Source organism: Kitasatospora humi (assembly GCF_020907985.1).
Lineage (GTDB): Bacteria > Actinomycetota > Actinomycetes > Streptomycetales > Streptomycetaceae > Kitasatospora > Kitasatospora humi.
Genome location: NZ_JAJJPA010000047.1, coordinates 36,510 through 49,734, shown reverse-complemented (window position 1 = coordinate 49,734; position 13,225 = coordinate 36,510). Strand labels below are relative to the sequence as shown.

Here is a 13,225-nt window from a genome sequence, read left to right as displayed (position 1 = left end):
GGTCTTCGGCGCACTGCTCGGGGACCAGGGCAGGTTCCAGCCGCCCAGGCCGTTGTCGGGGGCGACGGGCTGGCCGACCGAGTGCTGCACGATCACGACGTCACCGATGATCGAGTCGGCCCAGAACTTGCCGGCCACCGAGCCGTCCTCGCCCTGGTCGGTGTCCGGCAGACCGATGCAGCCGTGGCTGATGTTCGCCTTGCCCGCCCAGGTGACGGCCTTGGGGTTGCCGTGGACGTAGGAGCCGCTGTCGGTGATCTTCAGGCCGTGCGGCTCGTAGACGTCGTAGCCCGGGCCCTTGATGTTGGTGGTCTTGGAGTCCATGTGGACCATCCGGTCCTTCTCGAAGACCACCATGGTGCCGTTCCAGGACGGGTTGTCGTCGGCGCCCGCGGTGATGGCGATGGTCTGCGGCGCGGTGCCGTCCTCGACCACGGTCATCTGGTGGCTGGCGGCGTCCGCCGTGCTGATCTTGGAGCGGCCGATGGTGAAGGTCTCGTCGGTGTCCGAGTCGCCGTAGACACCGGGGGAGAGCTCGACGTTGGCGACCCGGCGGTGCACGGTCACCTTGGTGCCGGTCTTCCAGTAGTTCTCCGGGCGCAGGTCGAGCCGGCTGTCCCCGAACCAGTGGCCGCGGACGGTGGTGCCGTCCGTCGCCTCCACGGTGATCGCCTGCTCCGCCGCCTGCTTGTTGGCCACCGGCTTGTCGAAGGTGACGCTGATGATCATGCCGACGCCGTACGTCGCGTTGTTGTCCAGGTTGTCCCGGACCTTCTCGGTCTTGCTCGGGGTGAGCGTGCTGAAGCTGCTGGTCGTCGTGGTCGCCACCCCGGCGGCGTCGACCGCGTTGGCGCTCACCTGGTACTTGCTGGACACGTTCAGCGCCGCGGTGGGCGTCCAGCTGCCGTCGGTGCCGACCTTGCCGGCCACCGGCTTGCCGTCCGGGCCGGTCACCGTCACCTGGGTCAGCTTCCCGTCGGTCACCGACACCTTCACCGCACCGTTGGGCGCAACGTTCTGTGCGCCGTCGGCGGGCTGCACGGCCACGCTCGCCGCGGACGGCTTCGCCTGCGCGCTGCTGCCGTGCCCGCCCGCGGCCTGCGCGGTGGCGGACGCTCCGGTGCCGCCGCCGTTCCCGCTGCTGCAAGCGGTGGTCAGCAGCAGCGCGCCGCCGAGCAGCAGTGCGGCAACGGTGCCCGGTATGCCCCTGGAGCGCATGGTTCTTCTTCCCCCAACATCGTGGTGATCCCTGTGTACATCTGACCCGCCAGAAGCCCGAATGGGTGCACGGTAAACGTTACTGTCACAAAATCAGGACATTGAGCGGGCCGGGGCTGGGGCTGCTGCCCCGCCCGCGCCATCGCCGTTGCCGCTCGAGTGCGCGGGCGGTGGCAGAAGTCGGCCAAGTTGATCTTGATGTCGGCGCCGGCCGCTATGGTCGCGCCGTGACTGTGAGCGCAAACCCTGACGACGTCGCCGAGCAGCTCGAACCGTATCGCCGCGAGCTGACGGCCCACTGCTACCGGATGCTCGGCTCCGCCTTCGAGGCCGAGGACGCCGTGCAGGAGACGATGGTGCGGGCGTGGTCCAAGTTCGACGGCTTCCAGGGGCGTTCGGCACTGCGGACCTGGCTGTACCGGATCGCCACCAACGTCTGCCTGGACATGGCCCCGGCCGCCCAGCGGCGGGCGCGGCCGATGGACCTGTCCTCGCCCACCCCGGCGGCCGCGCCCGATCTGGCCCAGTCGGAGGAGTGCGTCTGGGTGGGCCCCATCCCGGACGCGAGGGTGCTCGCCGGGGACCCGGCCGAGCTGGCGGTGGGCCGGGAGACGATCCGGCTGGCCTTCGTCTCGGCACTGCAGAAGCTGCCCGCCCGCCAGCGCGCCGTGCTGATCCTGCGTGAGGTGCTGGCCTGGTCGGCGGCCGAGACCGCCGAGTTGCTGGGCAGCTCCGTGGCGTCGGTGAACAGCGCCCTGCAGCGCGCCCGGGCCACGCTCGCCGACAACGGCGGGGTGCCGGAGTCGGACACCCGCAAGCCGCTGGACGAGGCGCAGCAGGCCCTGCTGGCGCGCTACGTCCGAGCATTCGAGGCGTTCGACATCAAGGCGCTGCAGAGCCTGCTGCACGAGGACGCCGTGCTCAACATGCCGCCGTACCGGATGTGGGTGCGGGGCGTGGCGGAACTGGGCGAGTGGTGGCTGGGCCCCGGCTCCGGCTGCCGGGGGTCGAGGCTGGTGGCCGTCGAGGCGAACGGCACGCCCGCCTTCGCCCAGTACCGGCCGGCCGAGGACGGCAACGGCTGGACGCCGTGGGGCATCACCCTGCTGGAGATCACCGACGGCCGGATCGCCACCATGACCAACCACATGGACACCGAGCGGCTCTTCCCGCTGTGGGGGCTCCCGATGCGGCTGCCCGGCGCCGGTGCCGGGACTCAGCGGTGAGGTGGTGCCAATCGACCCGGCGGAAATTCCTGGTCCGGGAGCGATGAGTTCCACCGGAGTGCTCCGTCTGACCTCGCGATGAGACAAGGATGAGGCAAGAACGTCCGCACGGGGGCGGCGAGGACCTCCACGAGCACCGCGAACACGATCAAGACCACTGCGAACAGACAGGACACCGCACATGACCACCGCACCGGTGAAGGGCCCCGCCAGTTACTTCCCCTCCATCGAGAAGAAGTACGGCCGCCCGATCGCGCAGTGGCAGGACCTCGTCCGCGCCTCGCCGCTGACCAAGCACATGGAACTGGTCGCCTGGCTGAAGGCCGAGCACGGCCTCGGCCACGGCCACGCCAACGCACTGGTCGCCGCCACCCTCGCCGAGGGCAAGTAGTCGGGGCAGGTGACCGGGGGCGTTCAGGACGAAGCGGCGGCTTGGTGGACGCGGGTGGCGAAGGCGGCGGTACCGTTCCCCGCCGCGGCGGCCGGCTTCGCCCCGCTCCCCGGGCCGCCGCCGCTGCCCCCGCTCCCCGGGCCGCCGCCGCTGCCCCCGCTCCCCGGGCCGCCGCCGCTGCCCCCGCTCCCCGGGCCGCCGCCGCTGCCCCCGCCGGCGGTGGCGAGCGCCGCCGGCAGCACCGGGACGGCCCGCTCTGGTAGGAAGCGCGGCCGTTTCGTAAGCTGTACTGGCGGCAATTGCCTCTTACTAGGGGGAGACTGGTGATTCCGGAACTGGTCAGGACATGGGTGGCCGGCTGGGCCGTGTCGCGGCGCACGCCCCAGCCGCTGGAGAAGCCCTGGGGGCTGTACCTCGACATCGGCAACCCGGCGCAGCTGGGGCGTCATGTGCTGCCGGAGGCCGGGGAGTTCGCGGTGCGGGCCGCCGCCGAGGCGGTGACGGTGCCGAACACCTGGATCACGGTGCCGATGGAACCGGGAGACGTGGCGCCCTGGCTGCCCGGCGGCTGGGTGGCGGACGAGGACGAGTCGGGCCACCTGATGGCGACCGACCTGCGGACGACGAACCCGGTGGCGCCCGACGGGTACGAGGCCTCCTCGGAGGAGGTGCGGGACGGGGTCCTGTACCTCCAGGTGCGCGACGTGGCGGGCGAGTTGGCGGCGAAGGGGCAGATGGCACTGCTGGGCGAGGCCGTGGTGGTCGACCGCGTGGTGACGGAGCCCGCGCACCGCCGCCGCGGCCTGGGCGGCTTCGTGATGCGCACGCTCGCCGACCGCGCGGTGGCGAGGGGCGCCACGCTCGGGGTCCTCGGCGCGACCGACGAGGGCCGGGCCCTGTACGAGACGCTGGGCTGGAAGCGGCACAGCGCGCTGGCGGACTGCATCTACCGTCCGCGGTGAGCCGGTCGGGGACGGCGGCGGGTCGACCGGGCCACTCGGGAGGCAGGCGCCTTTTCCCGCTCGCCGGAACGTGCGGGCAAGCTCCACAAGGAGCTCTCGACCGCTGCCCAGGAGATCGGGTTGCTGCTTCTCGCGCCGAGGTAGGGGCAGTTGGGGGGGCCGGGACCGACGCTGCTCGCTGCTCCGCCGGTGGGTTCCGGGAGGTCGACGGCCGCCGTACCTCGGGCACCGGTAGGGGCGCGTTGCTCGCAGCGGGGCGCGCATCGTGGACAGTGCGGCGGCTCGCGGAAGCCTCCCCGGCGGCCTCGTCCGCCGCCCCTGCGTCATCCGTCGGCACCGGCCAGCCGCACGCGTTCCCGCCAGCCCATCCGCACCGGCGCCGGCTCCGGGGGCCGCACGGGTGCCGCAGTCCGGCACTGGGCGCACCGCGCCTCGTCCGCCACGACGCGGAAGCCGCGCCCGCAGTCGCCGCACATCGCCAGCTTCAGCGGCACCTGGTCCGCCGCGTCCTCGGGCATCTTCTCCCGCAACCGGTGCCGCACCAGCGCGGCCGGAGCCTTCACGGGCACCGGCAGCGCGGAAGTCAGCGCATGCCGCAGGCCCGCCACGCTGACGCCTCTGGCCAGCCACTCGGCAGCCAGCGGCGCCAACCGGGCCGCCTCCGCCGACCCGAGCACCAACTGTGCGTCCACCTGGCGCAACGACAGCAGCACGCGCTCCGCCGCCGCCAGGCGCCCGTCCGCATCCGGCGGGACCGGCGGGACCGGTGGGACCGGGAGGGGGGAAGACGTCTTCTCCCCCAGTGTTCCTTCCGAGGGGAGGAGGGTGCCGGGTGACGGAACGTCGGCCGGTCCGACCTTCCGTGATCCGGCACTCGGTCCACCAGCAACTCCCGCGGCGCAGAGGGCGGATCCGAGTACCGAAACGTCGGCCCGCTCGACCTTCAGTGCCCTGGTGCGACCAACACCCCCAGCACCGCCGACTCCCCGCCGCCCGACGAAGATCCCCTCCGCCTCCTCCGCGTCCAGCGGCACGCTCGACACCAGCGACTCCGACCGCACCTGCCCGGCCGCGTTCCGCCACTTCGTCGTGTGCAGCAGCCCCTTCTTGGCGAGCTGCCGCCGCGCCCGGTCCGCCGTGATCCGACCACCCGTCAACCCGGCGGCAAGCTCCGTCACCGTCGTCTTCCGCGCCGCCGCGTCCGACAGTGCCAACGCCCGCACCAGCAACCGGAACGCCGCATCCGACATGCCGTCATCCCAGATGTGGGCGTTGGCAATCTGCGTGAAAGCGCTCGTGGGCGCGATAGCATTCCTGAGCATCCTCAGTGGCCTTTCCTTGACTACCACTTGGCGGATGAAGAGCCCGGCCGGGTGTGGCAATCACCTGCCCGGGCTCGCCCCTTTTCCGTTCGGGGGCGACCCGCTCCACGCGCACGCTACACCGCCCCCAGGCCGATAAACGTCTCTCCGTGCTCACGGCAGCACTCTGCGCAACCACGCGCGCGCCCCCGCGCGCCCCCACAGGACCCGCCGCAGTGATCCCGCATCCGAACCGCCGGCCCGGCTCACCGGGGGCTGGCCCTCCTCGCCTCAATCACATGATCCGACCGGCGGCTAGGCTCACTTCGTGATGATCAGTCAGGCGAACGCAGGCGACATCGCAGCCTTGGCCCGACTGCTGTGGCTGGACACCCGTCATGAGGAGCCGACCCAGCAGTCCGTTGACGCATTCGCGGCGGAGCTCGCGCAGTGGTGGTCCACCCGCCAGGACTCGCACCTGGCGTTCGTGGCCCGACTCCTGCGACCCGAGATCGTCGGCATGGCCTGGGTCGCGCTCGTGCCTCGCGTGCCGAGACCTGGAGCGCCGAGCCGGCTCTCCGCAGACATCCAGACCGTCTTCGTCATGCCGGAGCACCGGGGCCGGGGGATCGGTTCGGCGCTCGTGCAGACTGCTTCGGAGCACGCGGCACGCCTCGGGTCCCTCCACGTGACGGTCCACTCCGGTCGCAAGGCGGTGCCGGTCTACGAACGCCTGGGCTTCGAGTCGTCCCGACAGCTCCTACGCCGACTGCCGGACTAGGGTTCTGCCGCTCTGCTGGAGCGGCACGGCGGCTCCCGGCGCCTGGCCACACTGCTGTCCACCGCGGTCTACCTGACGACGCGCGCGGTCGATGACGCGCTGGACCTGCTGGAGGTGCTGGTCACCACGGAGTTGCCGGCCCGCGCGGAGCGGGCACGGCGAAGGAGGAGTCGAAGACCCTGCGGCCGTTCTGAAGCTGCTGGTGGCGGTGGTGGCGGCCGTGGGTGGGATCGGCGCGTGGTTCCGAGTCACTCGGCCCGGAGCAGGGCGTGCAGCTCGGCGGTGTCGACGATGTGGGCCCGCGAGGGGAGGACCCGGCGGAGCAGGACGTCGTGGACTTCGGTGTCCGGGTCGGCGACGCCGTCGGACAGGACGTAGAGCTGGTAGTCGCGGTCGGCCGCGTCGATGACGGTCGACAGGACGGCGCCGCTGGTGGTGATGCCGGAGACGACCAGAGCGGTGATGCCGCGTTCGCGCAGCTGCTGGTCGAGGTCGGTGGTGGACATGCCGCCGTGGCGGATCTTGCGCACGACGATGTCGCCGTCCCGGGGAGCCAGGCGCTCGTGGATGAAAGCGGCAGGGTCCTCGTGGTGCATGACGCGGTATTGGGCCAGCGGGGCGAAGGACTTGTTGGCGGCCGGGATCGCGTCCCAGTCGGCCTCGGTGAAGCCGACGCGTACGTAGGCGACAGTGCCGCCCATGGCGCGAACGTCGGCGATGGCCGCTTCCATGAGGCCGAGCAGGGCCTCGCGGTCCCCGCCGTCGGGAAGCGCGGCCAGGATCGAGGGCTGGTAGTCCATGACGAGCAGAGCGGTGTGCACGGGGTCGAGTGCGGGGGCGGTACTCACGCGAGTGTCCTCCTTGCTGGTGGTGTGCCTGGTCGACGCGGACGCGAACTGACGGATCAGCTGCGGCCTGCGGGCTTCAGCGGTTCGTTGCGGTGGGTCATGCGTGGCTGTGGGCCGGTTCCGGCGTGTGCTGCGAGGTCTGATCGCGTTTGGGGAGCAGGAGCGGGGTGGCCAGGATGAGCAGTCCCGCGACCGTGAGAGCGGTGCGTGGGCCGGTGAGGTCGGCGAGCAGCCCGCCGAACGCGGTGAGGACGGCGATGGACGCCTGCTGGCCGATCGACCAGGCCGACAGGGTGCGGGCGACGAGGTGCTGGGGAGTGCGTTCGAGCCGGTAGGTGGCGAGCACCGGTGTGTACAGGCTCATGTTGACGATGATCGCCAGCTCGACGGCCATCACGGTGACGAGGCCGACGACCCCGGGCTGGACGAAGACCAGGCCGATCAGCCAGATGGAGCGCAGGGTGCCGACGATCCGGAAGACCCGCTGCCGGCCGTAGCGGGCCACGACTCGCTGAGCCAGCCGGGAGCCGATGAGCCCCCCGAGGCAGGGGGCGGCGAACGCGAGGGCGTACTGCCACGGCGGGAAACCGAGCTGGCGGAGCAGGAGTACGGCCAGCAGCGGCTCGGTGGCCATGATCAGGCCGGAGACGAGCATGTTGTTGAAGTAGAGCGCCCGAAGCCCTGGATCGCCCATGATGTGTCGCCAGCCGTCGAGCAGTGCGCCAGCCCGTACCGGGCTCTTGTCGGTTGGCTGCGGTGCTTCCTCCTGGCCTCGGATCGCGGTGATGCCCAGCGCGGAGAGCAGGTAGCTGAGCGCGTCGGCCACCACGGTGGTGACCGGCCCGAACATGCCGATCGCCGCCCCGCCCAGGGGCGGTCCGACCGCGATGGAGCTCCAGTTCGTGGACTCGAACCGTGCGTTGGCCACGAGCAGGTCGTCCGGCCGGACGAGGGCCTTGAGGTAGGCGCCGCTGGCCGCGTTGAAAGCGATCTTGGCCGCGGCGACCACGGCCGAGATCACGAGCAGCTGGATGAAGCCGAGCCGGCCGAGGGCGTAAGCGATCGGGATCGTCGCCAGGGCGGCGAACCGGGTCAGGTCCATCGCGATCATGACCGGGCGCTTGCGCCGGAATTCCACCCACGGCGCGAGTGGCACCGCGATCAGCGCGCCCACCGCCGGTCCCACGGCGGAGAGCGCGGACACCTCGGCGGGGCCGGCGTGCAGCACCAGCACGGCAATCAGCGGTAATGCCCCGAACCCCAGCCCGGACCCGTATGCGCTCACCGCGTACGCCGCCCACAGCCAGCCGAACTGCCGGCCCAACGGCCTCCTGCCCACCATGCTCAGCGCGCCCCTTGATGTCCCACTCGAACAAACCTACGTTGACCAGTGAGAGCTAAGCGGGCGGCACAACAGCAGGTCAAACAACTAGTTTGCCTGCTCCTCACAACGATCCGTTGTTCACTAAGGTGGGTCGGCGTGGATCTCGAAGCCGTACGCACCTTCGTCGCCGTCGTGGAAGCGGGCCAGTTCCAGAAGGCCGCCATCGATCTGTCGGTCACCCAGCAGGCCGTCTCCAAGCGCATCGCCACGCTGGAGCGCGACCTCTGTGTGCGGCTGTTCACCCGCACGCAGCGCGGTGCCGAACTCACCATCGACGGGCAGGCGTTCCTGCCCCGTGCCCGCGAGCTGCTGCGGGTCGCCGAGCGCGCGCTGGCGTCCGTGCACCCCGGCAGCCGACCGCTGCGCGTAGACGTGCTCAACTCGCGCGGCGCGGCATCGGGCCTGATGCGCGGCTTCCACCGCGCGCACCCCGAGATCGACCTCGACGTGGTGATGCTGTTCGAGATCGAGACGGCCGTCACCGCCATCCGCTCCGGTGCGATCGACGCGTCCTTCCGCGCCGTCGCCGCGCCCGGCCGGCCCCTTCCCGAGGACATCGAGTCCGTCCGGGTGCTCGACGAGCCGCTTCAGCTCCTCACCGGACCCGCCCACGCGCTGGCGGGCGCCCGGTCGGTGACCGTCGCCCAGCTCGCCGGGCACCGGATCTGGATGCCCGGCATCGTCCCCGGTACCGAGTGGGCCGCCTACTACGACGACCTCGTCGCCGAGTTCGGCCTCACCATCGAGGCGACCGGTCCCAACTTCGGCTCCGACGCGCTCCTCGACACCATCGCCGACACCCCGACCCTGGCCACCTTCATGGGCGAGCACACCCGCCTCATCTGGCCCGCCGGCCACGGCCTGCGCCGCATCCCGGTGACCGACCCGATGCCCGTCTACCCGCACTCGCTCCTCTGGCACCGCGACAACCCCCACCCGGCGCTGGCCACCCTCCGCGCCCACCTCGCCGCCACAGTGGCCGGCCACGACGCCGCCGGGAGTTGGACGCCGGACTGGGCGGCTCCGCACTGACGCCACCGCGCCTTCGATCCTGCCCCGGCCGGCGGCGACCTCGACGCCGTTGCCGTTGCCGTTGCCGCCGCCGCAGAGCGCGGCGGCTGCCTGCCCGGGGGTGATCCACTTCAACCACAGGGAATCCACAAGGTTCCCTGCGACCCTCGCCGCAGGGTCGACGGTGGAAGAGGGGGAGCACTCGATGTTCTCGAGGAATCGGATCTGCTCGTTGCTGGTGGTGCTGACCATGGGACTGGCCGCCGCGGCCTGCTCGGGGAAGGGCGGCGTCGCGAGCAGCGGCACCAGCGCGCCGCCGCCCTCCGCGACAGCGGGTCCGACGGCACCGGGCCCTGCGGCGACGGTCCCCATCACCATGGGGCACCAGGGCAGTTCGCCGTACCGCCCGATGGTGATGGTGTCGGTCGGCGGAGGGCCGGCGGTTCCGGTGCACCTCGACACCGGCTCGAGCGGCCTGGTGCTGGCGGCCAGTGCCGTGGGTTCCGGGATCCGTGACACCGGGCGCACCTCTTCGGTGCACTACGGGAGTCCCGATGCGGGCAACACCCTGAACTACCGGGTGGCCGATGCGGTGGTCACCTTCCCCGGCACGGGAATTGCCACCCCCGCGCCGGTCGCGGTCGGCGTCATCGACCAGGACGCCGCCGATGCCAAGGCGTTCCAGTCCCTCAGCGGTGACAGCGGCGCCCAGGGCACCCTCGGCATCGCGCTGGGTGGACCCAAGCCGGAGTCGAAGGAGCTGATGTCGGTGATCACCCAGCTGGGTGCGCCGAATTCCGACGGCTACACCGTGGCGCTCACCCCCACCGGAGGAACCCTCACGCTCGGTGCGCCGAAAGCGACCGCGAGCAGTGTCGTGTTGCCGCTGACCAAGGCGGACGGGACGTACGCGGACGGGCGCCAGGCCTGGCAGAGGCTGGTGAACCTGTGCTGGCAGGTCGGTCAAGCCCACAGCTGCGGACCGACGACCATCGACACCGGCGCCCCGGCGCAGACGTTCTCCGTTCTCCACGCGCAAGGGGACGTGCCGCAGACCAACGGCCTGATCACCCAGGGCACACGGGTCACCCTGGCGGCCCCTGACGGCGGTCCTGTCCTGGAGGCCGTCACCACTGGCTCCGGATCATCACCGGACACGACCGCCACAAGGGTCAACTCCATCACGGATCAGTCCAACAGCGGGGTCCGGTTCTTCCTGGTCAACGCCGTCGGCTTCAACCGCATCACGGGCCAGGCCGTCATCACACCCACCGCCGCCCGGTGACGGCCGACGGCGACTTCGCAGAGGCCCGGGGCGCGGCCGACAACTGCCGAGCGACGCAACTCAGTGGGCGGGAACCGGCTCGGACGACGGCCGCCACTCCCGCCTGATCAGCCCGAAGACCCATGAGTCGGAGACCTCGCCGTTGACGACGCAGTCTTCCCGCAACGTCCCTTCACGCACGAAGCCGAGCTTCTCCAGCACGCGGGCAGATGCCACGTTGCGCGTATCGGTCTCAGCTTGGACGCGGTTCAGGTCCAGCGTGTCGAATGCCCACCGCAGCAAGGCGCGCGCGGCCTCGGTCGCGTAGCCGTGGCCCCACGCCGCATCGTCGAAGCAGTAGCCGAGTGATGCGCTGCGGAAGTCCGGATTCCACCTGCTCAGGCTGCACCAGCCGATGAACGCCCCGTCGGAGACACGATCCACGGCCAGCCGCGCCCCGGTGCCCTCCTGCGCCATCTGCCGGCACGCCGTGATGAACTTCTCGGCGCGCACGCGTTCGCTCCACGGCGGCGCATCCCAGTAGCGCAGCACGTAGGCGCTGCTGTGCAGCGCGAAGAGGTCGTCCGCATCCGCGTCTTCGAAGGCACGCAGTCGAAGGCGCGCGGTGCGCAACGACGGGGTGGGCAGCGACATCCTCGTGTTCCCTCCCCTGATCGGTGGCCGATCACATCAGACAACCGATGCGGGGCACTCGCAATGGGTTTTCCAACGGGGGGCTTGTTGTGGACGGGTGTTCGTTGGCCTTGAGGGCGGAGAGGAAGGCTGACCAGGCGTCAGCGGTGAACGTGAGCGCGGGGCCGTTGGGGTCCTTGGAGTCGCGCACGGGGAGGGCGCCGGTGAGGCCGTCGGCGATCTCCACGCAGTCGCCGTTGCTGGCGCCGCTGTAGCTGGACTTGCGCCAGGTGTAAGGGGTCACCGTTCCACGGTAGTTGGCGCTCAGGGCGTGGGGAAGGCGTTGGCCTTGAGGGCGGTGACAAAGGCTGACCAGGCGTCAGGTGCGAAGGTGAGCGCGGGACCGTTGGGGTCCTTGGAGTCGCGCACGGGGAGGGCGCCGGTGAGGCCGTCGGCGATCTCCACGCAGTCGCCGTTGCTGGCGCCGCTGTAGCTGGACTTGCGCCAGGTGTAAGGGGTCACTGTTCCACGGTAGTTGGCGCTCAGGGCGTGGGGAAGGCGTTGGCCTTGAGGGTGGTGACAAAGGCTGACCAGGCGTCAGGTGCGAAGGTGAGCGCGGGGCCGTTGGGGTCCTTGGAGTCGCGCACGGGGAGGGCGCCGGTGAAGCCGTCGGCGATCTCCACGCAACTGTTGCTGCCGCTGCCGCCACTGTAGCTGGACTTGCGCCATGTGACCGAATGCAGTCTCGGCTCAGCGTTCATGGGCGTAGTCCTCCGCTACTGACCGGATCATTCCGAGGGATGCCTCAGGCGACAGTGCAGCAGCCCTTAGCAGATCGTAGCCCATCTGGCACTTGGCGATGATTCGCGGATCTTCCAACAACTGCCCTGCGAACGGGCCTTCCACGTACGCTGCCGGTGGGGCATCTGGGAAGGTCATGATCTGGATCATGCCCTCCGGGAGGGTATGGGCTCCGACAGCGAACGGGACAACTTGCACGATGACCCGCCGCTGCTGGGCGAAGTGCGCGACGCAACGAAGCTGTTTGCTCATCACGGCGGGGCCGCCAATCGGCCGTCGCAGCACGGCTTCATCCAGGATCGCCCAAAACAGAGTCTCGCGATTGGGGTCCGTGACGATTTGCGTTCGTGCCATCCGGGCAGCGACGAGTTCGGCGATGGCTTCGTCGTGTAGCAGCGGCTGTGCGCCGCGGAACACGGCCTCTGCGTACTCTGGTGTCTGCAGCAGCCCTGGGACAAGTAGCGGGCTGTATTCGCAGATCTTTTCTGCGATCGCCTCAAGTTCGGAAGCTGCCGCAAAGTAGTCCTCGTACGGCGAGTTGTTGATCAACCTCTCGCACATCCGCGCAAAGAGCCCGTTCGTCCCGAGCGCCTGGTCGAACAACCGGGCGAGCGGCAGCTGCGGCCGGCGCGTCGCGTTCTCGAACTGTCCGATGTAGGTGCCCGAACAGTGCACCTTGTCGCCCAACTGCTGCTGGGAGAGCCCCGCTGCCTCGCGGTGGAACTTCAACTCGGCGCCGAAGTACCGCCAATCGAACTTCACGTCGCTCACCGTAGCCGCCTTCCTGAACAACCTCACTGTTGGTAAGCGCCTGCTGGCGTGCCGTCATCGCCTCCCGTCATCGTGGAGGGGCAAGCCCGCAACTATCGGCCACCGTGCCACAGGGGAGGCCCCGCCATGCCCGAAACCGCTGCCAAATCACCCGCAGGAGGGGCGCATCAGGAATGCTGGCTGCCGCGCAGCGACCGGTCCCCCGCCAGAGCGCGCCGCGCTCCGCGAGCTGCTCTCGCGCGTCAAGAACGGTGAACGCTTCGCCGATCGCGGCGAGTTGCTGCTCTCCGAACTCGTCACCAACGCCGTGGTGCACGGCAAGCCGGACGGCACCCGGATCCTCGTCAAGCTCGCCGTCCGCGACGACGTGCTCCGCGTCGAGGTGCACGACCGGATCGAGGGCACCCCGCTGCCCCGCCAGGCCGCCGCTGATGCCATGTCAGGTCGCGGCCTGTGCCTGGTGGATTCCCTCGCCCTGCGGTGGGGCTGCGGGCCGCGCGGGGACGGCTACCTCGGCAAGGTGGTCTGGTGCGAGACCGCCCCGGAGGACGAGTGATGGCGATGCCGATAGCAAAGGCTGCGGCCCCCGCGATCCGGAGATCACGGGGGCCGCAGCCGTCACACCTGCTGCACC

Annotated in this window: 16 protein-coding genes and 1 pseudogene; 8 read left to right on the top strand and 9 right to left on the bottom strand. The window is 70.5% G+C overall.

Translation table 11 applies throughout. The annotated features are described in order from the left end of the window. Nucleotides 1-1,218 (bottom strand): L,D-transpeptidase (locus tag LN042_RS30055; RefSeq protein WP_230054564.1); only part of this gene is annotated, 1,218 nt, incomplete at its 3' end. 227 nt (nucleotides 1,219-1,445) lie between these two features. Here LN042_RS30055 and LN042_RS30050 point away from each other — a divergent pair. From LN042_RS30050 to LN042_RS30040, 3 genes are all read left to right on the top strand, one after another. Then, nucleotides 1,446-2,444 carry a sigma-70 family RNA polymerase sigma factor gene (locus LN042_RS30050; protein ID WP_230054563.1) on the top strand — a complete coding sequence of 333 codons (999 nt, stop codon included), beginning with the start codon at nucleotides 1,446-1,448 and terminating at the stop codon, nucleotides 2,442-2,444. A 181-nt stretch (nucleotides 2,445-2,625) separates the two neighbouring features. After that, nucleotides 2,626-2,835, top strand: coding sequence for a DUF4287 domain-containing protein (locus tag LN042_RS30045; protein ID WP_230054562.1), 210 nt, complete (start codon nucleotides 2,626-2,628; stop codon nucleotides 2,833-2,835). A 323-nt stretch (nucleotides 2,836-3,158) separates the two neighbouring features. Further along, entirely contained in the window at nucleotides 3,159-3,797 is a 639-nt protein-coding gene (locus LN042_RS30040) for a GNAT family N-acetyltransferase (protein WP_230054561.1), read from the top strand. Nucleotides 3,798-4,120: 323 nt separating this feature from the next. Here LN042_RS30040 and LN042_RS30035 read toward each other — a convergent pair whose 3' ends face one another. Continuing rightward, complete coding sequence (locus LN042_RS30035; protein WP_230054560.1) at nucleotides 4,121-5,119, bottom strand: hypothetical protein; 999 nt, start codon at nucleotides 5,117-5,119, stop codon at nucleotides 4,121-4,123. 310 nt (nucleotides 5,120-5,429) lie between these two features. Here LN042_RS30035 and LN042_RS30030 point away from each other — a divergent pair, with 310 nt between their 5' ends. Continuing rightward, complete coding sequence (locus tag LN042_RS30030) at nucleotides 5,430-5,879, top strand: GNAT family N-acetyltransferase (protein WP_230054567.1); 450 nt, start codon at nucleotides 5,430-5,432, stop codon at nucleotides 5,877-5,879. Continuing rightward, nucleotides 5,880-6,080 (top strand): annotated as a pseudogene (locus tag LN042_RS38125) (hypothetical protein); the annotation flags it as partial. It abuts the gene before it with no gap. Nucleotides 6,081-6,127: 47 nt separating this feature from the next. On the opposite strand, the gene LN042_RS30025 reads toward LN042_RS38125, so the two are convergent. Then, complete coding sequence (locus LN042_RS30025; RefSeq protein ID WP_230054559.1) at nucleotides 6,128-6,727, bottom strand: cysteine hydrolase family protein; 600 nt, start codon at nucleotides 6,725-6,727, stop codon at nucleotides 6,128-6,130. Between the two features lie 97 nt (nucleotides 6,728-6,824). Beyond that, nucleotides 6,825-8,069: an MFS transporter gene (locus tag LN042_RS30020; protein WP_230054558.1), complete on the bottom strand. Its 1,245-nt coding sequence runs from the start codon at nucleotides 8,067-8,069 to the stop codon at nucleotides 6,825-6,827. Between the two features lie 138 nt (nucleotides 8,070-8,207). On the opposite strand from LN042_RS30020, the gene LN042_RS30015 reads away from it, so the two are divergent. Further along, nucleotides 8,208-9,143, top strand: a complete 936-nt coding sequence (locus LN042_RS30015) for a LysR family transcriptional regulator (protein ID WP_230054557.1) — start codon at nucleotides 8,208-8,210, stop codon at nucleotides 9,141-9,143. 184 nt (nucleotides 9,144-9,327) lie between these two features. Continuing rightward, nucleotides 9,328-10,407 (top strand): hypothetical protein, encoded by a 1,080-nt coding sequence (locus tag LN042_RS30010; RefSeq protein WP_230054556.1) that lies wholly within the window; start codon nucleotides 9,328-9,330, stop codon nucleotides 10,405-10,407. 60 nt (nucleotides 10,408-10,467) lie between these two features. On the opposite strand, the gene LN042_RS30005 is transcribed toward LN042_RS30010, so the two are convergent. From LN042_RS30005 to LN042_RS29985, 5 genes are read right to left on the bottom strand one after another with little or no spacing between them, the layout of a single operon-like run. Beyond that, nucleotides 10,468-11,040, bottom strand: coding sequence for a GNAT family N-acetyltransferase (locus tag LN042_RS30005; protein WP_230054555.1), 573 nt, complete (start codon nucleotides 11,038-11,040; stop codon nucleotides 10,468-10,470). Between the two features lie 31 nt (nucleotides 11,041-11,071). Further along, nucleotides 11,072-11,323: a DUF397 domain-containing protein gene (locus tag LN042_RS30000; RefSeq protein ID WP_230054554.1), complete on the bottom strand. Its 252-nt coding sequence runs from the start codon at nucleotides 11,321-11,323 to the stop codon at nucleotides 11,072-11,074. Nucleotides 11,324-11,343: 20 nt separating this feature from the next. Further along, a complete protein-coding gene (locus LN042_RS29995) occupies nucleotides 11,344-11,541 on the bottom strand; it encodes a DUF397 domain-containing protein (RefSeq protein WP_230054553.1) in 198 nt (65 codons plus the stop codon). 20 nt (nucleotides 11,542-11,561) lie between these two features. After that, nucleotides 11,562-11,780, bottom strand: a complete 219-nt coding sequence (locus LN042_RS29990; RefSeq protein ID WP_230054552.1) for a DUF397 domain-containing protein — start codon at nucleotides 11,778-11,780, stop codon at nucleotides 11,562-11,564. Further along, nucleotides 11,770-12,591, bottom strand: a complete 822-nt coding sequence (locus tag LN042_RS29985) for a helix-turn-helix domain-containing protein (protein WP_230054551.1) — start codon at nucleotides 12,589-12,591, stop codon at nucleotides 11,770-11,772. The genes LN042_RS29990 and LN042_RS29985 overlap by 11 nt, the downstream gene beginning before the upstream one ends. Between LN042_RS29985 and LN042_RS29980 the strand changes: the two genes are divergently transcribed. Further along, nucleotides 12,479-13,147 carry an ATP-binding protein gene (locus tag LN042_RS29980; RefSeq protein WP_230054550.1) on the top strand — a complete coding sequence of 223 codons (669 nt, stop codon included), beginning with the start codon at nucleotides 12,479-12,481 and terminating at the stop codon, nucleotides 13,145-13,147. The two genes, LN042_RS29985 and LN042_RS29980, sit on opposite strands and share 113 nt — an antisense overlap. The last annotated feature ends 78 nt before the right edge of the window (nucleotides 13,148-13,225 follow it).

Bases quoted from the DNA above. Each gene is read 5' to 3' on its own strand.
- LN042_RS30045 (WP_230054562.1), top strand. From the start codon at position 2,626: ATGACCACCGCACCGGTGAAGGGCCCCGCCAGTTACTTCCCCTCCATC.
- LN042_RS30035 (WP_230054560.1), bottom strand. From the start codon at position 5,119: ATGCTCAGGAATGCTATCGCGCCCACGAGCGCTTTCACGCAGATTGCC.
- LN042_RS30030 (WP_230054567.1), top strand. From the start codon at position 5,430: ATGATCAGTCAGGCGAACGCAGGCGACATCGCAGCCTTGGCCCGACTG.
- LN042_RS30020 (WP_230054558.1), bottom strand. From the start codon at position 8,069: ATGGTGGGCAGGAGGCCGTTGGGCCGGCAGTTCGGCTGGCTGTGGGCG.
- LN042_RS30010 (WP_230054556.1), top strand. From the start codon at position 9,328: ATGTTCTCGAGGAATCGGATCTGCTCGTTGCTGGTGGTGCTGACCATG.
- LN042_RS30005 (WP_230054555.1), bottom strand. From the start codon at position 11,040: ATGTCGCTGCCCACCCCGTCGTTGCGCACCGCGCGCCTTCGACTGCGT.
- LN042_RS29990 (WP_230054552.1), bottom strand. From the start codon at position 11,780: ATGAACGCTGAGCCGAGACTGCATTCGGTCACATGGCGCAAGTCCAGC.